Source organism: Mesorhizobium sp. M1295 (assembly GCF_040318135.1).
GTDB lineage: Bacteria > Pseudomonadota > Alphaproteobacteria > Rhizobiales > Rhizobiaceae > Mesorhizobium.
Genome location: NZ_JAMYLU010000004.1, coordinates 131,394 through 149,779, shown reverse-complemented (window position 1 = coordinate 149,779; position 18,386 = coordinate 131,394). Strand labels below are relative to the sequence as shown.

Sequence of the window (18,386 nt, the reverse complement as noted above, 5' to 3'; positions counted from 1 at the left end):
TCAGGGGCACCCGATGACGACAGCGCCCAACTCACTTGGCGAGACCGATTCCAACGCAACGGGCGCGTTAAAGCATGACTTCGACCGATCCGGACCGGGATTGCAAGGAAGTGGCCGATCTTTGGCGACGAGTGAACCAGGCCTGATTCGCGGCAACATGATCAGCGATCTTGAAAGAGGCAGGTTATCGCGCGTCTGGTCGCACCGTCCCCAATTCTTGCATCTGGGGCTTTTTATTACGGTCTATGTCCTGGGCTGCGGCTTCGCCCAGTCGCTCGCAATCATACCTGGAACAGGGATTTCCATTTGGCCTCCGAGCGGACTGTTCATCGCTACGCTTGTCTTCGCCTCCAGGTATAGCTGGCCGTGGTGGGTGCTGGGGGCCTGTCTGGCCGAACTGTTCAGCAACTTCTTGTGGTTCCACACTCCGCTGCCCGCGGCCTTCCTGATCTTTGCCGGCAACGCTCTTGAAGCGGTGGCCGGCGCATGGCTCGTGAACCAGACCTGCAAGCGCCCAGTTCGGCTGGAAACCTTGCGCGACGTTCTCGCATTCGTCGTACTGGCCGCTGGAATTGCGCCAGTTGCAAGCGCGACGGTGGGAAGTGCGGCGCTTGCGTGGTTTGGCATACAATCGCAAACCTTTGCGACGGCTTGGCCGCTGTGGTGGATCGGAGACGCGACGGGAGTCCTGATCGTAGCGCCACTGGCGCTGGTCGTGTTCCAGAACTGGCGCGGCAAGGCGCAGCTCTCAGCAGCGCGGTGGATGGAAGCTTGCGTCCTGGGGCTGATCTTTCTTGGTATCGCCGCCCTTTCCTTGAGCGGCTATCTGCCCTTCGCCTACATCATCATGCCGCCTCTTCTTTGGGCCGCAGTGCGCTTTGAGTTCAGAGGCGCCGCCGTAGCATTGACCGTTCTCGCTCTGATCACGGCGGTATTCACGATATCCGGCGCCAGCCAATTTGCCGGCGATCCCGAGTCCCAGAAGCACAACCAGATCATGCTGCAGCTTTTTCTGGCCATCTCGGCATTTTCGGCGCTCGTCGTGGCCGCCATATCCCGGCAGCATCAGGCGGCGGTGCTCACTTTGCGTGAAAGTCTTGAGGCATTGGGCGACCGGGAGCGGGAGCTCTCGCAGCTTGTCGACATGGTTCCGAGCCACGTTTGGCGCCTGAGGCCCGATGGCGATCCGACCTTTTTCAACAAGCGCATGGTCGACTTTCTCGGCCTGGACGTAACGGATTTGGACAAACCGGGCATCAGCCGGCTGGCTGCGATGATAAAGGCCGGCGTCCATCCGGACGACGCAGCAGCATTCGGCGATACGCTCAGTCACTGCCTCGCCACCGGCGAGCGCTTCTCCATGAGGTATCGCTTGCGCCGCGCCGATGGCGTCTATCATTGGATGTCGAGCCGGGCGGAGCCGATGCGCGATCACACTGGCCGCATCGTCCAGTGGTACGGCCTCTGTCACGACATAGACGATCAAATGCAAGCTGAAGAGGCCCTGCGGCGGAGCGAATTGCAGCTTCAGCAGATGATCGACGCTGTGCCGGTCCGCATCTGGAGCGCGGTGCCGACCGGCGGGCCGGTCTACTTCAACAAGCGGTACCAGGACCATTTCCGCTCCGTGATCGCTGATTTCGAAGCACTCGGAGAGCCGCGCATCGAGGAATTGCTGCAAGAACTGGTTCATCCCGAAGATGCTCCCGAGGTGCTGAGCACGTTGCTGAATTGTTTCGAAACAGGCGGCGGTTCCGCGATGCGGTTTCGCTGGCGCGAAACAGATGGCTATCGCTGGGCGGAGTGCAGGGTGGAGCCGCGGCGTGATGAGGACGGGGCGGTTGTGCAATGGTACGGGGTTTCCCTCGACATCGACGAAGAGGTGCGCGCCCAGGAAGCGCTGCGACAAGCGTCCGACAAACTCGCGCAAGCGGCTCAGGCTGCAAGTCTCGCCGAGCTTTCGGCTTCGATCGCCCACGAGGTGAATCAGCCGCTGGCTGCGATCGTCGCCAACTCCCATGCATGCCACCGTTGGCTGTCCGCAGCACCGCCGAACGTCGAACGCGCGAAGATTACGGCCGAGCGCATTATCCGGGACGCCAACTCGGCGGCGGACGTCGTCGGCCGCATTCGCGCGCTGTTCAAGCAATCCACCGAGACGAGAACCAATGCGACGCTCAGCAGTGTCATCGCAGAGGCACGCGACCTCGTGACCGAGGAAGCGATGCGGCGGGGCGTTCGCATCAGCGTTGATATCGGAAGCGACATTCCGCTAGTCGCGTTCGATCGCGTCCAAATCCAGCAGGTTCTGGTCAATCTCATCCGCAACGGCATGGAGGCGATGGACTCTGGTGCGGACGACGGAGTTATCAAAATCCGCGTGCGCCATATCGGGGATGTTGTCCAGACCGAAGTCAGCGATCACGGCCGGGGCGTCGAGTTTCCCGACCGGATATTCGAACCGTTCTTTACCACGAAAGAGCAAGGGATGGGCATGGGACTGGCGATCTGCCGTTCGATCATCGAGTCGCACAGCGGGCGTTTATGGGTCGAGAAGAACGAACCACGTGGAGCGACGTTTATCTTCACGTTGCCGATTGAAGCGAAAGCGGCGTCATGACGACGGACGGCCAAATTGTCTTCATCGTAGATGACGATGAACGCATCCGGGAGGCGCTCAGTGAGCTGCTGGCTGCGCACGGCATGCGTGCCGTAGCGTTCGGATCGGCGGGCGATTATATCCGCGCTGACAAGCCGGACGTCCCTGCCTGCCTCATCCTCGATATCGAGTTGCCGGATATCAACGGCCTCGATCTGCAGCGGCAGATTGCCGAGGGCGATCATCCGCCGATCGTTTTCCTGACAGGACATGGCGATATCCCGTCCTCCGTGCGTGCGATCAAGCACGGCGCCGTGGATTTCCTGACTAAGCCCTTCAGCGATGCAGACCTCATGGCCGCAATCCATGCAGCGATTGCCCAGGATCGGGCACAGCGATCGGAGCGCGCCGAGCTGGGCGTGTTGAAGCAACGTTATCTCGAACTGACGCCGCGCGAACGTGAGGTGCTGCCGCTGGTGGTCAGCGGCCTGCTCAACAAGCAGGCGGCCGCTGAGCTGGGGATCAGCGAAGTTACGCTGGAAATTCATAGAAGGAACGTCATGCAGAAGATGGTCGCGGCGTCGCTCGCCGACCTCGTGCGCATCGCCGAGCGATTGGGAATACCGATCACGCACTCGCGCCGGGCAGGGGGGAGCTGAGGGTGAGCAAGCGGAGGCCTGTCGTGGCGATTGTCGACGATGACCCAAGACTGCTCGAGTCGCTGGAGGACCTCTTGGAGTCCGCCGGCTATGTGGCACGCAGCTTCTCGTCGGCGGGGGCATTGCTGGTCAGCGGCCTGTCTGGATTGGACATGCTTATCACCGACATCGGGATGCCCGGCATGGACGGCTTTGAACTTCGTGACCTGGTCAAGAAGGCGCGTCCGGACCTGCCTGTGTTCCTGATCACCGGCCGCCACGAGATAGTGGATCAGCACCGCGCCAAGGGCATTGGCAGGCTTTTCCGCAAGCCGTTCGATGGCCAGGCACTGCTTGCGGCGATCGGCGACGCTTTACGCAACCCAGAAACGGAGGCTAAACATGAGAGTTGACCAATTGCCCTTACCGAGATCGACGCCGTCATCACAGCAGCGAAGGGCTGAAGCCGAGCAGCCGCTGGTCATTATCGTCGACGATGATGCCTCTGTTCGGGAGGCCCTGTCTGAATTGATCCTATCGGCGGGTTTCCTGCCGGTGTGCTTTACCTCAACCCGTGAATTGCTTGACGCCGATGTGTTGGAGAGCCCCGGCTGCTTGATCCTCGACGTGCGCATGCCGGGGACGAGCGGTCTCGATCTGCAGCACCATCTTGCGAAAAACGGCAACCCCAAACCCATCATCTTCCTGACCGGGCATGGCGACATCCCGATGACTGTCCAGGCGATGAAGGCCGGCGCCGTGGACTTTCTCACCAAACCGGTGCGGGATCAGACGCTGCTTGACGCTGTGATCGCCGGCATTGCGGTGGATGCCAAACGGCGGGCGGATGCCGTGATCGTCAAGCGCAACATCGAGCGCGTCGAGACGCTGACGCCGCGCGAGCGCGAGGTCCTGCGTGAAGTGGCGCGCGGGCGCCTCAACAAGCAGGTCGCCTTCGACCTTGGCATCAGTGAAGTGACCGTCAAGCTTCACCGCGGCAATGTCATGCGCAAGATGGAAGCCGCTTCCATCGGTGAGCTGATCCGGGCGTGGGAAACGCTGCCCGCGCCGATGCGCGAGGTCTAGAATTGGCACAAGCCGATCCATGCTCCATCCAATAGGATCGCCCAGCGCGCCCGGCCATTTCAGGCTGTGGGAAATTGCTTTCTTCAGCGCGCGCAGGCCTTCCTGCCCGTCGGCACGCTGCTGCTGCGGGTGATCCTGATGTACATCGGTGGTCCTATTGGGTGTTTTGCGGCAAGGCCCGCGCCAACATCGCTACCACTGAGCGGCGCTCTTTTGCGGCGCCAGCCTGACCGACAAACTCGCAACATTTCATGCAACAGCAACTGACGCCGGCCATGCCGCGTCGGTCCCGCGCCGCTACCCAAGCCTAAATTGAGGTATGTCTATAAGAGCTTGCCTCGGCCCGTCCCCAATCCTCGGCGTGCCTGCCCTGCACCTTGGCATTGTATGACAGATGCTTCCGTAGAATAGGTTCGCGGCCCGGATCGGTGCATCCTGTTCCTCGCAAGCCATCATGACCGTCGCGTTTCTACCGCTCCTCGCTCGCTCCTCCCCGACCGCGACCGCACGGGCCGACTCGACGGTCGTGATGGTGAGCAGGATGTTCAAAGCACATGGATGGACTTGATGAACAACGACGGACTTTTCTCCGTCGGCGGATCTCGCCGCGATGTCTTGTTGGCCGGCCTGATCGCCACCGTTGCCTCCGGACTGCCCCGCGCTGCTTCGGCCGCGAGCCGAAAACAAAACCTTCCCTCTTCCCCCTCAACCAAAGGAACCAAGACGATGAGCACCATCACGACCAAGGACGGCACCGAAATCTACTACAAGGACTGGGGTAAGGGCCCGGCTATAACCTTCTCGCACGGCTGGCCGCTGAATTCCGACGCCTGGGACGGCCAGATGCTCTTTCTGGCCCATAATGGCTTTCGCGTGGTTGCGCATGACCGGCGCGGCCATGGCCGCTCGAGCCAGGCCACATCCGGCAACGACATGAACGGCTATGCCGACGACCTTGCAGCCGTGATCGAGGCGCTGGATCTCCGGGACGCCACGCTGGTCGGCCATTCCACCGGAGGAGGCGAGGTTGCTCGCTATATCGGACGGCACGGGACGAAGCGGGTGGCCAAGGCTGTTCTTATCGCCGCTGTTCCGCCGATCATGGTGAAGACGCCGGCCAATCCGGAAGGCCTGCCGATCGAGGTATTCGACGGCATAAGGGCTGGCCTCGTCAAGGATCGTTCGCAGTACTACCGGGACCTCGCACCGTTGTTTTACGGCGCGAACAGGCCAGGCGCCAAGGTTTCCCAGGGGATTCTGAATCAGTTCTGGCTCTGGAGCATGCAGGCGGGTCTCGTGAACGCGTACGAAAGCGTCGAGGCGTTTTCCGAGACCGATTTTACCGAGGACCTCAAGAAGTTCGACGTACCAACCCTGGTCCTGCATGGCGAGGACGATCAGATCGTCCCCGTCAAGGACTCGGCAGTCAAGTCGGCCCGATTGATCAAAGGCGCAAAGGATATCTATTACCCCGGCGCACCCCACGGGATTACGGCCACGCACCAGGATCAGGTCAATGCTGACCTGCTCGCCTTCATCAAAGGATAGCAAGCCTCAGTCACGACCGCATGTTTTCCGAAATTCCTTGGAGCCGCCGATGACCACCTTTGGCAATATTTCGCGCGCCCTGAACCGCATTTCGGGTGGCGCGCCAGGTCAAACCTTGTGCGCTCGCATAGCCGAGCGGTGGCCTGAATGCTGGTTCTGCCGGCTCATATCCCGGATTGTGGAACCGAACCACTGCGCCATCGAGCTGGAGCGCTGGCAAAGGCGCGAAACATGTGCTGCGACACGGCTGCCATTCGGGCAACCGCGCCTGTGCAGCGCGGAGGCGATCGCCGGTGTTCGACACTACGTTGCGCTGTCGGGGGTCGCCGCCGCGCGCTTGTTCTGCCTTGAAGGCCAATGCGCTCTCCAAGACGTCAAACCGGCTAAGCGCCGCGAGTTTATCAATCGGTAGCCGTTTGCGATTGCCGCTCATTTTGGCGGTCTCAATTCGGCGTGAAATTTTCTTGGCCAGCGGTTGCGACTATCGCAGCAGCACCGGCACAATTTTTCGAAGGCAGGAGCGACATGGGCGCACTCTCAGGCAAGATCGCGGTGGTCACCGGCGGAAACAGCGGGATCGGACTATCGGCTGCAAAAATCTTTGCCGCCGAGGGCGCGCAAGTCGTCATTACCGGCCGCCGGCGGCAGGCGGTCGAGGAAGCGGTCGCGCAGATCGGGGCAGGCGCGCTGGGCATTCAGGGAAATGTGGCCGACGTGGCGCACCATGATGAGGTGGCGCAGCAGATCCTCCAGAGGTTCGGGGCGCTCGACATCTATATGGCGAACGCCGGCATAAACACCATCACCCACTCGGCCGACGTCTCCGAGGCAGAATATGATGCGCAATTTGCCGTCAACACGCGAGGCGTCTTCTTCGGCGTCCAGAAGCTGATTCCGATCATGCGGAACGGCGGCGCAATCATCCTCACAGGCTCGCTGGCCAGCGAGAAGGTTCTGGACGGTCATGCTGTTTACGCGGGCTCCAAGGCGGCCATAAATGCCTTTGCGCGCGCTTGGGCGATCGAACTGAAGTCTCGCGGTATCCGGGTCAACGTGCTTAGCCCAGGTCCGGTGGATACGGCTATTCTCGATAAGCTAGGCATACCGTTTGAGCAGCGCGGGCTGTTTGAAAAGGCGATGGCTGAGGCAATACCCTTGGGCCGGATGGGGCAGCCGGAAGAGCTGGCAAAAGCCGCCCTGTTCCTTGCCTCGGACGCGAGCAGTTTCGTCACGGGCATCAATCTGCGGGTCGACGGCGGGATGGCAGTGCTCTGAGCCACGACTGCGAAGTCGTCGCGCCAATAGACGGCCGAATAATGCCTGAGCAATCGGTCTTCCTCACGACGATTTTCCGGGAAGCTGCCGCACGAATCCCTCCAAATAGGTGGAGGCGAGACGTTTCGCCGACGTGGTGCAAATTGTAAGCGGCAAGTCGCATTGCAGGGATCGACGCGCAAGAGAGAAGTCGGCTCGCCGATACGGCTGAAGGACCGAGGTCTCGCCCCGGTCCTTCAATTTTCTGTAGGTCGGGATCAGTGACCCCAGATGCCCTGGCCATATTCATCGTTGGGAACAGTCGGCTTGCGTACGGTTTTCGGCACCCCGGTATCGCTGTTCATTTTTCTGATCGAGGATGTATACATGTTGTCAGACGCAGTCGCAGGCTGCTGGGCTCCGTTTGATCCATAGTGGTCGCTTCCGGCAATGGCGCTTCCTGCTGTAATAACAAGCGCGACGGCAGCAAGGACTGTCATTTTCATTTCAGTAACTCCATTAATAGCTTGGATGGTATTCACCCATACAAATATAAATGTCGTGACCCAGCGACACGATCAGACGGTCCGGCGGTTTGACCCATACCAAGGCATTGGCGATGCGGGCCGAAGGCCAGGAACTATGTCGTTGACGAGAGGAGGCTTTGCCGCCGTGTTCGATCCGGCCGGCTCACCAGCGCTCAACGGATCGACCGCGCCAGGTTCTCGCCACAGCGGCAGCGGCGTCTTGCAAACACTCTCCGGCCGCGCGCGCCCTCAGTGTCTGCTCAGACGGCTGCCGACAGTGCACACTCGGCATAGATACCTCAATCATGCTGCAAGGCACCTGATCTCCCTGGTGACCTACCCTGCACCTTGGCATTGTATGACAGACCCTTCCGCACAATAGGTTGGCGGGCCGCATCGGCGCATTCTCCTGAGCATTGGTCACCACAGGCCACACGGGAGAAAGCAAATGCGAAACATAACTCGAGTCTTGGCGCTCACTGCGGCGCTTGCCGCGTCGGGCGGCGGGATGGCGCAGGCCGCGAATTCTCAGCCCAAGCCGACGATCGTACTGGTGCACGGCGCCTTCGCGGAATCGTCGAGTTGGGACGCAGTCATCACGAAACTCAGCAAAGACGGTTATGTAGCGATAGCCGCAGCCAATCCGCTCCGCAGCGTTGCCAGCGATGCGAAAGCAGTCTCAGCCATCGTCCGGTCGGTTTCCGGGCCGGTCGTGCTGGTGGGGCATTCCTACGGCGGGCCTGTCATCACCGAGGCCGCCAATGGCAATCCTAATGTGAAGGCCTTGGTCTACGTGGCGGGATTCGCGCCGGATACCGGCGAATCGAGCCTTACATTGTCCAGCATGTTTCCCGGCAGCACCTTGGGTAGCGCGCTTGCTCCAGTCGCGTTGCCGGACGGCGGACAAGACCTCTTCATCCAGCCGGCCAAGTTCCGCGCCCAGTTCGCCGCCGACGTTCCGGAAGAGCAGACCTTGCTGATGGCTGCCACTCAACGCCCTGTTGCGCAGGCAGCTCTGGCTGAAGCCTCGGGCGTCGCCTCATGGAAGACGCTGCCGTCCTACATGATCTACGGCTCAGATGACCGGAACATCCCGGCAGCCGTCATGAGTTTCATGGCCAAGCGTGCGCACGCGGTAAAGACCGTCGTCATCGAGGGCGCGTCCCACGCGCTCATGGTCTCGCATCCCGACGAGGTCACGTCACTCATCGAGGATGCTGCTGCATCGGTCAGTCAGTAGCAGGCCGGAAACGCCCAGCATCCGATCGAGCAACGAAAATAGACACGCAACACCAGGAGACTAGACATGAAGATCGTCGTCATAGGCGGAACCGGGCTGATCGGTTCAAAGACCGTGGAGAGACTGCGAAACAAAGGACACGACGTGCTTGCGGCGTCGCCGAATTCGGGCGTCAACACCGTTACGGGAGAGGGTCTGGCCGCCGCGCTTTCCGGTGCGCAGGTCGTCGTCGACCTCGCGAACTCGCCGTCGTTCGAGGAAAAGGCTGCCCTGGAGTTCTTCGAGGCATCCGGGCGTAATCTTTTTGCCGCCGAAACGGCTGCCGGTGTCCGTCATCACGTGGCGCTGTCGGTCGTCGGTACCGACCGGCTGCAGGGCATGGGCTATTTCCGCGGCAAGTTGCTTCAGGAAAAGCTGATCAGGGAGTCCGGAATTCCCTACACGATCGTTCACGCCACGCAGTTCTTCGAATTCACCGCCGCCATCGCAAACACGGGCGCTGTCGGAGATACCATTCATATGTCACCGGCCTACTTCCAACCCATGGCGGCTGATAATGTTGCCGATGCGATGGCGGACGTCGCGCTTGCCGCGCCGTTGAACGGCATGATCGAAATTGCCGGCCCGGAGCGCGTTCGCATGAGCGAACTTGTCGAGCGCTTCCTGAAGGCCACCAACGACCCGCGCAAAGTCGTCCCGGATCCCGGCGCCCTCTACTACGGCCAGGTGGCAATCGACGATCGAACGCTGGTGCCCGGCGAGAACGCGCGCATCGGCGCCGTGCGTTTCGATGATTGGCTCAGCCGATACACACCACCGAAATAAGTAATCATCGGATAGTCCACCATTCGCACAACAAGGAGACCAGACATGATCAAAACACTTCTCTGCGCCGCGCTCACCGCCGCTTCCGTCACCGCAGCAATGGCCAATGACGCCGCCAGTGTGAAGCTTGTCTACGACCAGGCCCTTCCAAACGTGCCCGGCAAGAGCATGAAAGCCGTGCTCGTCGAGTACGCGCCGGGGGGTACGTCGCCGGCCCATACCCATCCCAAATCCGCGTTCATCTATGCCACGGTCCTGGAGGGAGCGATCCGAAGCCAGGTCAACGATGGGCCGGTGAAGACTTATAGCGCCGGCGAGAGTTTCTCGGAATTCCCGGGCGACCGTCATGCCGTCAGCGAAAACGCCAGCAAGACGGAAGGCGCTCGTCTGCTTGCTATTTTCGTCGTCGACACCAGCGAGACGGAACTGACGACGAACGCGAAATGAAATCGTGGCCCTCCGGACCATCGGGGCGTATGCGAAGGGACGGTCAGTGACATGAATTCGATCGCCAGCCGCACACTTGCGGGGATTTCGGTCCCCGATACACCGCTTGTCGGCCGAGCGATCGAACATGCTCGCGAGCGATGTGAACCTTACTTGTTCAACCACGTGGTCCGATCCTGGCTTTTCGCGGCCCGGATCGGACAGATTCAGAATATCCAGCACGACGCGGAGGTTGTTGCCGTTGCAACTCTGTTGCATGACGTCACGCTCAATGAGGACTTCGCCGGGCCGCGCCGTTTCGAAGTGGAAGGCGCCGATCTCGCCCGCACCTTCGTTCGGGAAGGCGGCTTCGACGAGCGGCGCGCCCAATTGATCTGGGACAGCATCGCCCTCAACTCGACGCCGTCGATCGGCCTCTACAAGGAGGCTGAGGTGGCGCTTTGCACAGCCGGCATCTGCCTCGATGTCGTCGGCTTGCAATACAGCCTCGTTTCGTCAGCCGAGATTGCAAAGATCATCGGTGAGTTTCCACGCCTCCAAATGAAGCGACGGATGGCCCGATGCTTTTGCCATATCGCCGAGGTCAGGCCGGAAACCACCTACGACAACTTTGCCCGGGACTTCGGCGAGCGCTTTGTTTCAGGCTACAAGGCGACTTCGGCAGTTGATCTTGTGATGAACGCTCCCTTCGAAGAGTGAGCGCAGTTTCGATCCAGGTTCTATCGACACCGGTCGGTTCAGCCTCGCCCTTCAAGTGACCCAAACGCCGCGCACCTGTCGCATGCCTGCGGCAAAGCGAATTGCCGAGGGCAGCGTTCAGGGTGCCAATTTCCACCGCTTCCTATACTTCGGTTTAGGCGCCCCAAACCGATCGAATGGCAATACATATCATCGGCACGATAGCAACAGTTTGGCTCACCGGTCATTCTTACGATGCAATGGATTGCAAACACCTCAAGGAGATAAGTAATGAATATTGCAGCGTCACCGGTCGCTCCGAAAGGAAAAGCCGTCGCCCAACGCGCGAGTTATGCGGAGCAGTCGCCGGAACTTCTGAAGAAATTTATTGAATTTCTTGGTGAGACGCGAGAGGGGTCGATCGAAGAACCGATCCGCGACCTTGTTGCCGTCCGAGCCGCGCAACTGAACGGGTGCACCTTCTGCCTCGATATGCACGTCAAACAGGCGAAGATTCATGGCGAGCGCGAACTGCGCCTTTACCACCTGGCAGCCTGGCGGGATTCGACCCTGTTCCTTCCTCGCGAGCGTGCAGCCTTGGCATGGACGGAAGTCTTGACCAAGCTGCCCGAGCAGGGTGTCCCGGACGAGATCTACGATCGGGTCAGGTCGCAGCTTTCCGAGAAGGAAATCTCCGATCTGACCTTCGTCGTCATGGCGGTCAATTCTTGGAACCGTCTGAACATCGGCTTCAAACCGGTCCCGGGCTCGGGGGATGCGAAGTTTGGCCTGAGCAAAGCAGCGCTAAGCTAATCTTTGGAATGGGTCAGAATGGCGCTTGTTTTCGCGCCATTCTGACCGGCCAGGCAAAGGCGCCGACCTCGGCGACCAAACCCTGGAACCGATCCCAGCCTCCCGGCCGCGGCCGCGAGGCGCTCTCAGGAGGGCGTCATGCGCATTGACAGTCTGCATCCAGTAATATCGGCCCGTCTCATGGTGATCGACGTCGACGCTCCACTCCGCAGTGCAGCACTCTCACTTTCCAGGCCCGCAATAGGCCTGGTCGTGGTGTGCCACGGCAGTGGGGAGGCGGCAGGCGTGCTGAGCAAGTCCGACCTTGTCCGCCATCTAGCGAATTCAGGGCCAACAGAAGCGCCGATTGCGGCATTGATGAGCCGGTCCATCGTGTCCTGTGGTCCCGATGATGATCTTCATTCAGTCTGGCAGACCATGGCCGCGCAAGGCCTGCAGAATGTGCCGGTGCTCGGGGCTGACTCGAAACCGCTAGGCGTCCTCGATATCCGTGATGCGATGAAGGCGCTCTTCAAACAAGAGGAACTGCAGGAACGGCTGCTTGCCAACTACATCAGCGGGATCGGCTATCAATAGATCATGGTCTCGCGTTTGGATATACAGAAGTATGTATCGGAGTCTTCTTAGACATAATGGATAATAAATACCATAAATTATAGTGTATTGAAGCAAATAGGTGTCGGCTGAGCCAACGGGGTAATGAAATGTTTCGTCCGGACATAAAAGAAGATGTCTTCGACAGCCCGTCCGATGGTCCTGGAAGTGGTATGTCCGTGCAAATGTCGACGGCCGGCATCGTCCATGACCTGGGCAATCTCATTCAGGTCGCCTCGTCGGCGTTGAACCACCTGGCCCGCGATCCGAGCATCCAAGCGGCTCCGGCGCTTGGGCCTGTAGTTGCCGGCGCCAAAACGGCTTTGGAACGGGCTGGTGGCCTTGTCCGGCAAACCATCAGCCTGGCCCGAGAGAGCCCCGCGGAAATCGAATACACAAACGTAGGTGCTTGCCTGGCTGAGATCGAAACCCTCGTGCGGAGCGCCTTGGATGCCAATTTCGGTCTTGAGCTTCGGGTTGGATCGGACCTGCCTTTGGTGAGATGCGATCGCCTTGGATTGCAAAATGCGGTTCTGAATCTTCTGTTCAACGCGCGCGATGCAATGCCTGACGGCGGCTTCATCTCGATCGATGCCGGCTTGGCCTCTGAAAGCTCTACCGCCGGTCAGGTAGATATCCGTGTCGCGGACAGCGGTATCGGGATGACCAGCGAGACGATGGTCTGCGCCTTCGATCCGTTCTTCACCACCAAAAGCGAAGGCCTCGGCGGCGTCGGTTTGCCGATGGTGAAGCGCTTTGCCGAGCAGTCAGGCGGAAGCATCGATATTCAGAGCACACTTGGGGCAGGCACGACCGTCACTCTGCGGTTGCCTGCGGTGCGATAGCGGCCGGCCAATCTCCCTCCGGTGACAAACGTGACATACAATCGAGAGATAAAGATGGATGCACAAGTCGTTGAAAACGTCGAACAGGACCGTTTCGAGCTGCCGATCGCCGGCGATATGTTTGCGGCGGCCTACTATCGGCTCGAGGGCGGGAAGGTCGCGCTGATACACACCGAAGTCCCGTCGGAATTTTCCGGACAAGGGATCGCGTCGCGATTGGCGCAGGGCACCTTCGAGCTGCTCCGCAAAACCGGCCGTAAAGCGATCTTGAAATGTCCCTTCATGAGCCGCTTTTTCGCCAAGCACCCGGACTATGCAGATGTCGTCGACGGCTAGTCAGGGCACGAATGTTGAGGGTTTCCCAGGGATCTATCCTAATGCACGACGAGTATGATTTGCAGAGGTTCGTCAGCGCACAGGATCCGGTCTACGACGACGCGCTGGCTATTCTCCGTCAAGGAATGATGTGCACTCCCTATATGGAGTTCATCTTCCCAAGGTTGGCCACCAGGCGAAGCGGTACTGCGCCTGAGCCATATTCAATCACATCGCTCGACGAAGCCAGCGCTTATCTCTCATTTCCGATCCTAGGAGGCCGTTATCGGGAATGTGTTGGCACCCTGCAGCGGCTCTCCGGCCTAAGCGCTCGCGCTGTCTTCGGTGAGGTTGATGCGAAGAAGTTGCACGCGTCCCTCACGCTGTTTTCCGAAGCAAGCAACGACGAGTTCCTGCTCGAGACAATCTTCGACGTCTGGTTCGACGGTTTGCTCGACGAGGAAACGATGAACGATCTCTACTTGATATCGTAGTGGTCTGCCTACGCCACCGGCGTAAAGCTGTCGCGGCGCTGAGGTCACCATCCGCTGCCTTATCCCTCACACGCTGCGATCTGGCAGAGGCATGAACTCGTGGTCTCCCGGCACGCCGGAGAAGCGGCGTTCGCGCCAATCCGCCTTTGCCTGCTCGATCCGTTCGGCTGAAGAGGAGACGAAGTTCCAATAGATATGACGTGGCTCGGAAAAGGGCTCGCCTCCTATCAGCATCAGCCTCGCCGCATGGAAGGCAGGCGCCTGGAGCACAATCTCAGCGCCGGGCGCCAGAGCTATCAATTCGGCCTCATGAAACGTCCCGAACTGGCCGACAATTCCAACCTCACCGGCGACGATGTAGATTGCACGCTCACGGTGTTCGGGTTTCACCTGGTATCGCGCACCGCTCGTGAGCACAATTTCGGCATAGACCATGTCGGAGAACGTCCTTACCGGCGAGACCAACCCGTCGGACGCGCCGGCGATCAACGTAAGCTCGACGCCGTCGGCACAGATCCTGGGTATTTCGGGAGCGCCAAAATGTGCGACGTCGGCGGCAATTTCTTCATAGCGGGAGGGGAGGGCGATCCAAGCCTGAGCGCCGAAGAGATTGCTTCCCGACGCCCGGACTTCCGGTGGCGTGCGCTCGGAATGGACGATGCCCGACCCGGCCGTCATCCAGTTGACCTCGCCAGGACGGATGGTCTGCACTTTACCGAAATTGTCGCGGTGGACGATCTCGCCGTCGATCAGGTAGGTCACGGCCGCAACGCCGATATGCGGATGCGGTCCCATATCGAAACCGTGACCTGCGTCGAATATAGCGGGGCCGAAATGGTCGAACAGGATGAAGGGCCCGATCATCAGGCGATTCGAGGAGGGCAATACGCGCCTTATCTTCAGTCCGTCGGCAAAATCACGGATAGCCGGCTGGATGATTGTATCGATGCCTGTGATATCGCTTTGGCGGATGGTCATGGATCTCTGTCCTTCTGCATGCCTTGTCAGCCAGGTGCTCGAACGCGCTTGAACGGAGCGGCGCGAAAGACTGTCTGAATGGCTTTGAGGAGCGCGAATTTGGAGCTCGCGTGGTTCTGTCCGGCGATGCCGCTTTCATTAAGAGCCGACACCCTCTTCGACAGGATCGCCGCAAGATCTTCAGCCATTTCGGGCCTTTCGTGCAGCAGCGGCGCAAAGCTTTCCTGGTCTATCTCGTAAACCTCGACGGGGGTCATTGCCCGCAAACTCGACATCTCGCCAATGCCGGCGAGCAAGCCGGTCTCGCCGAAGAAATCGCCGGGTGCAAGCCGGCCGATCTCCTGCAGGTGAGCATCGTCCTCGCCAATTTGCCGGACGATAACTCCCGTCCGTACGATCATGAGCGACGGCAGCATCTCTCCCCGTCGTGCGATGATCTCGCCCTTATGGTAGGTGCGAACCGAGGCCGCTGCGGCGAGCGACTCCTGCTCGGTATCCGTTAGCGCCGAGAATACCGGTATGGACCTGATGAGTTCGATCGGGGTGAAGCTTTGGGAGGCTGCCTTCTCGTCGCTCAGCCGGTTGGTCATGGCAATCGAAGCCGAAAGTGGCTCCGCCAGCAGCATGCCGGTCGACTTTGAATGGCGATAAATGAGATCGAAGATTTCGTTCCGAGCGGCACTTCGCTGGTCAAGATTTGCGACGCGAAAAAACAACTCGATCTCGATAGCTGCCGCATCCAGGCTTCTGATTGTGACCAAAGGCGAAGGGTCCTGGAGGATTGAATTGCAGCTCAGCAAGACGGTGCGCATGAGGTCTACGATGATCGCCGGCGTCTTCGTTGGCGCCATCTTGACGGTTACGGCAAGTCCATGGCTCTCGTCCGGACCGCTTAGATTTGTTACCCCGATCTTGGCGAGAAGGCTGTTCGGAAGCGCGACGACATTGTGGGTCGGGGTCAGGAGTTGGGTCGACCGCCAGTTGGTCTCGACAACGCGGCCTTCGGTTCCGTCGCTCAGAATGATCCAGTTTCCAAGTACGTAAGGGCGGCCGAGGTTAAGCGCGATCCCCGAAAATACGTCACCGAGCGTATTCTGGAGCGCCAGTCCCAGGATGACGGCAAACACGCCGGACGTGGCAATGAGCGTTCCGACCGGCACCGCAAAGACGAACGCCAGGATCGACAGGAACATTCCAGCATAGACGATACCGACCACGACGTCCTGCAGGAGACGTGCCTCGCGCGGCTTTCGCTCAAAAACGAGATAGATACGGACAAATCCGATTAGCGCCCAGGCAAGGTGAACCCACCAGAGCAGCTTGACCGAGCCCATGAGGATCGCTCCTCCGGTTGTCTCGTTGTCCCCTGCGGCCTCGTATGGCACGACGCGCAGGTCGAGAACCATGGCCGACATCGCGAGGAAAAAGCTGAGTTGGACGACCAGCTTCGCATTGGCGAAGCGTCTGGGGATGAGGGTCCAAACGACGATCCCGGCGAGGCCGAGCAACACGATGTAGACCAGAGGAGAGTTCCACCAGTTCATGAACGATCACCGCCATTCACAGTTCAATGTTTGGCCTCCGGCCCGGCGATCGGGCCTCGGCCGCTGGCCTTGTCTTTTTCGAGAACTGCTTCGGTGATCGAATTCGGCAGCCGTCGCGGCTTTTCGATCAGCCCGAGCACCGGCATGGCGATGACGAAGAACGCAAAATAGTAAAGCGTCGCCAGTTGGGACATGACGACGTAGGCGCCTTCCGCCGGTCGGGAGCCGAGCCAGCCGAGAAAGAGGGCATTGGCAACGAACAGCCAGAAGAGCACCCTGTACCAGGGGCGGTAGACCGCCGAGCGCACCTTCGAGGTGTCGAGCCACGGCACCAGGAACAGCACCGCGATCGAGCCGAACATCGCGAGCACGCCGCCGAGCTTGGAATCGATCGGCCCGATATTGAAGGTGATGGCCCGCAGGATCGCGTAAAACGGCAAGAAATACCATTCCGGCACGATGTGGGCCGGCGTCTTCAGCGGATTGGCGATCGTGTTGTTGTCGGGATGGCCGAGATAGTTCGGCAGGTAGAAGACGAAATAGGCGAAGAAGAACAGGAACACGAGGATGCCGAAGGCATCTTTGACGGTGGCATAGGGCGTGAAGTCCACGACATCGGTTTTCGATTTGACCTCGATGCCGGTCGGATTGTTCTGGCCGACGACGTGAAGCGCCCAGATATGCAAGGTCACCACGCCCGCAAGCACAAATGGCAGCAGGTAATGCAGCGCAAAGAAGCGGTTCAGCGTCGGATTGTCGACCGCGAACCCGCCGAGCAAAAGCTGCTGGAGCCAGTCGCCGATCAGTGGGACGGCCGTGAAGAAGTTGGTGATGACAGTAGCGCCCCAGAACGACATCTGTCCCCAAGGCAGCACGTAGCCCATGAAGGCCGTCGCCATCATCAGCAGGAGATTGGTGCAACCGAGCACCCACAGCAGCTCACGCGGCGCCTTGTAGGAACCATAGTAGAGCCCGCGGCAGATGTGGATGTAGACGGCAATGAAGAAGAACGACGCGCCGTTGGAATGGAGATAGCGCAGCAACCAGCCCGAATTCACGTCGCGCATGATCTCCTCGACTGAATTGAAGGCCAGTCCCGTATCAGGAGCGTAATGCATGGCCAGCACGATGCCGGTCAGGATCTGTGAAACCAGCATGATCGTGAGAATGCCGCCGAACGTATAGGCGTAGTTCAGGTTGCGCGGGACGGGATAGACGATGAAGCTGTCGTGCACCAGCCGCGGCAGCGGCAGGCGGGCATCGAACCAACGTGCGATTCTGGTTTTGGGCGTATAGGTCGAGTGTTTGTCGCCGCTCATCGAAATGCCCCCTGCCTCAACCAATGCGGATCTTGGTGTCGGAAACGAACTGGAACACCGGTACCGCCATGTTCTCGGGTGCCGGACCTTTGCGGATGCGGCCGGCGGTGTCGTATTGTGAACCGTGGCACGGACAGAACCAGCCATCGAAGTCGCCTTCCTGACCATGCGGGATGCAGCCGAGATGGGTGCAGACCTGGACCATCACCACCCAGGCTTCCTTGCCCGGCATAGTTCGGTTAGCGTCGGTTGCCGGCGCGTCGACCGGCAGGTTGGCGTTGCGGGCGATTGGATCCTTGAGCTCGGCGAGACTGACTGACTGGCCGTCCTTCATCTCTTGCTCAGTGCGGTTGCGCACGACCACCGGATTGCCGTGCCAGTCGACGATCAGCGACGTTCCTGGCCTCAGCGAGGAGACGTCGACCTCGATCGCGTCGGGCGCTTCGACGTGCAATGTGTGCTCGGCTGTGGAGGTTTCGGAAAGGTCGGCCATGATGGCGACTCCTATGTTGGAAGCTGCGTCATCGCGTTGGTGGCAATCGAGCAAAAGCAGGCCACAGCTTTCGCCTTCCAGTCTGCTCATGCCGCGCGGAATATGCCGGCCGTGGCCGGGTGTGAGCCATCGTGCCAACGGCGCGTGCG

The 18,386-nt window shown here is 60.0% G+C and carries 21 protein-coding genes and 2 pseudogenes; 17 read left to right on the top strand and 6 right to left on the bottom strand.

All coding sequences use genetic code 11. The features are described from left to right. Positions 1 to 157: 157 nt before the first annotated feature. The 7 genes and pseudogenes from NKH29_RS08115 to NKH29_RS08095 form a co-directional block, all read left to right on the top strand. Positions 158 to 1,930, top strand: a pseudogene (locus tag NKH29_RS08115) (MASE1 domain-containing protein); the annotation flags it as partial. A gap of 30 nt (positions 1,931 to 1,960) precedes the next feature. Further along, positions 1,961 to 2,137: pseudogene (locus tag NKH29_RS32615) on the top strand (histidine kinase dimerization/phospho-acceptor domain-containing protein); the annotation flags it as partial. An 87-nt stretch (positions 2,138 to 2,224) separates the two neighbouring features. Then, positions 2,225 to 2,620 carry a sensor histidine kinase gene (locus NKH29_RS32610; RefSeq protein WP_502896350.1) on the top strand — a complete coding sequence of 132 codons (396 nt, stop codon included), beginning with the start codon at positions 2,225 to 2,227 and terminating at the stop codon, positions 2,618 to 2,620. Then, positions 2,617 to 3,258: a response regulator transcription factor gene (locus NKH29_RS08110; protein ID WP_023716982.1), complete on the top strand. Its 642-nt coding sequence runs from the start codon at positions 2,617 to 2,619 to the stop codon at positions 3,256 to 3,258. Before NKH29_RS32610 ends, NKH29_RS08110 begins: the two co-directional genes overlap by 4 nt. A 2-nt stretch (positions 3,259 to 3,260) precedes the next feature. After that, the gene (locus tag NKH29_RS08105; RefSeq protein ID WP_352999351.1) at positions 3,261 to 3,650 is read left to right on the top strand and encodes a response regulator; all 390 of its coding nucleotides are present in this window, start codon (positions 3,261 to 3,263) and stop codon (positions 3,648 to 3,650) included. Further along, positions 3,640 to 4,323, top strand: coding sequence for a response regulator transcription factor (locus NKH29_RS08100; protein ID WP_352999436.1), 684 nt, complete (start codon positions 3,640 to 3,642; stop codon positions 4,321 to 4,323). The genes NKH29_RS08105 and NKH29_RS08100 overlap by 11 nt, the downstream gene beginning before the upstream one ends. A 567-nt stretch (positions 4,324 to 4,890) precedes the next feature. Then, complete coding sequence (locus NKH29_RS08095) at positions 4,891 to 5,871, top strand: alpha/beta fold hydrolase (RefSeq protein WP_502911224.1); 981 nt, start codon at positions 4,891 to 4,893, stop codon at positions 5,869 to 5,871. Positions 5,872 to 5,881: 10 nt separating this feature from the next. On the opposite strand, the gene NKH29_RS08090 is transcribed toward NKH29_RS08095, so the two are convergent. After that, positions 5,882 to 6,304, bottom strand: coding sequence for a hypothetical protein (locus NKH29_RS08090; RefSeq protein ID WP_352999348.1), 423 nt, complete (start codon positions 6,302 to 6,304; stop codon positions 5,882 to 5,884). A gap of 92 nt (positions 6,305 to 6,396) precedes the next feature. On the opposite strand from NKH29_RS08090, the gene NKH29_RS08085 reads away from it, so the two are divergent. After that, positions 6,397 to 7,146, top strand: coding sequence for a glucose 1-dehydrogenase (locus NKH29_RS08085; protein ID WP_352999346.1), 750 nt, complete (start codon positions 6,397 to 6,399; stop codon positions 7,144 to 7,146). A 257-nt stretch (positions 7,147 to 7,403) separates the two neighbouring features. Here NKH29_RS08085 and NKH29_RS08080 read toward each other — a convergent pair whose 3' ends face one another. Next, positions 7,404 to 7,631, bottom strand: a complete 228-nt coding sequence (locus tag NKH29_RS08080) for a DUF680 domain-containing protein (RefSeq protein ID WP_352483839.1) — start codon at positions 7,629 to 7,631, stop codon at positions 7,404 to 7,406. Positions 7,632 to 8,100: 469 nt separating this feature from the next. On the opposite strand from NKH29_RS08080, the gene NKH29_RS08075 reads away from it, so the two are divergent. The 9 genes from NKH29_RS08075 to NKH29_RS08035 all read left to right on the top strand — a co-directional run bounded on the left by NKH29_RS08075 (position 8,101) and on the right by NKH29_RS08035 (position 13,903). Beyond that, positions 8,101 to 8,892: an alpha/beta fold hydrolase gene (locus NKH29_RS08075; protein ID WP_023716991.1), complete on the top strand. Its 792-nt coding sequence runs from the start codon at positions 8,101 to 8,103 to the stop codon at positions 8,890 to 8,892. A 66-nt stretch (positions 8,893 to 8,958) separates the two neighbouring features. After that, a complete protein-coding gene (locus tag NKH29_RS08070) occupies positions 8,959 to 9,717 on the top strand; it encodes an SDR family oxidoreductase (RefSeq protein WP_352483840.1) in 759 nt (252 codons plus the stop codon). 45 nt (positions 9,718 to 9,762) lie between these two features. Next, positions 9,763 to 10,164 (top strand): cupin domain-containing protein, encoded by a 402-nt coding sequence (locus NKH29_RS08065; RefSeq protein WP_352483841.1) that lies wholly within the window; start codon positions 9,763 to 9,765, stop codon positions 10,162 to 10,164. Between the two features lie 252 nt (positions 10,165 to 10,416). Continuing rightward, positions 10,417 to 10,863, top strand: coding sequence for a hypothetical protein (locus NKH29_RS08060; protein WP_352483842.1), 447 nt, complete (start codon positions 10,417 to 10,419; stop codon positions 10,861 to 10,863). A gap of 270 nt (positions 10,864 to 11,133) precedes the next feature. After that, on the top strand, positions 11,134 to 11,655 hold the full coding sequence (locus NKH29_RS08055) for a carboxymuconolactone decarboxylase family protein (protein WP_352918619.1): 522 nt from the start codon (positions 11,134 to 11,136) through the stop codon (positions 11,653 to 11,655). Between the two features lie 138 nt (positions 11,656 to 11,793). Next, positions 11,794 to 12,231, top strand: coding sequence for a CBS domain-containing protein (locus NKH29_RS08050; RefSeq protein ID WP_352483844.1), 438 nt, complete (start codon positions 11,794 to 11,796; stop codon positions 12,229 to 12,231). A gap of 128 nt (positions 12,232 to 12,359) precedes the next feature. Continuing rightward, the gene (locus tag NKH29_RS08045) at positions 12,360 to 13,094 is read left to right on the top strand and encodes a sensor histidine kinase (RefSeq protein WP_023716997.1); all 735 of its coding nucleotides are present in this window, start codon (positions 12,360 to 12,362) and stop codon (positions 13,092 to 13,094) included. 54 nt (positions 13,095 to 13,148) lie between these two features. Next, positions 13,149 to 13,430, top strand: a complete 282-nt coding sequence (locus tag NKH29_RS08040) for a GNAT family N-acetyltransferase (protein ID WP_352483845.1) — start codon at positions 13,149 to 13,151, stop codon at positions 13,428 to 13,430. A 41-nt stretch (positions 13,431 to 13,471) separates the two neighbouring features. Then, positions 13,472 to 13,903, top strand: a complete 432-nt coding sequence (locus NKH29_RS08035) for a DUF1810 domain-containing protein (RefSeq protein WP_023716999.1) — start codon at positions 13,472 to 13,474, stop codon at positions 13,901 to 13,903. Positions 13,904 to 13,969: 66 nt separating this feature from the next. Here the strand turns inward: NKH29_RS08035 and NKH29_RS08030 are convergent, their stop codons facing one another. The 4 genes from NKH29_RS08030 to petA are packed head-to-tail and all read right to left on the bottom strand — an operon-like array spanning position 13,970 to position 18,237. Next, positions 13,970 to 14,881 (bottom strand): pirin family protein, encoded by a 912-nt coding sequence (locus NKH29_RS08030; RefSeq protein WP_023717000.1) that lies wholly within the window; start codon positions 14,879 to 14,881, stop codon positions 13,970 to 13,972. 26 nt (positions 14,882 to 14,907) lie between these two features. After that, complete coding sequence (locus NKH29_RS08025; protein ID WP_023717001.1) at positions 14,908 to 16,425, bottom strand: mechanosensitive ion channel family protein; 1,518 nt, start codon at positions 16,423 to 16,425, stop codon at positions 14,908 to 14,910. A gap of 23 nt (positions 16,426 to 16,448) precedes the next feature. Continuing rightward, positions 16,449 to 17,744: a cytochrome b gene (locus NKH29_RS08020; protein WP_352483846.1), complete on the bottom strand. Its 1,296-nt coding sequence runs from the start codon at positions 17,742 to 17,744 to the stop codon at positions 16,449 to 16,451. 16 nt (positions 17,745 to 17,760) lie between these two features. Beyond that, positions 17,761 to 18,237: a ubiquinol-cytochrome c reductase iron-sulfur subunit gene (gene petA, locus NKH29_RS08015; protein ID WP_031193388.1), complete on the bottom strand. Its 477-nt coding sequence runs from the start codon at positions 18,235 to 18,237 to the stop codon at positions 17,761 to 17,763. Positions 18,238 to 18,386: the final 149 nt, after the last annotated feature.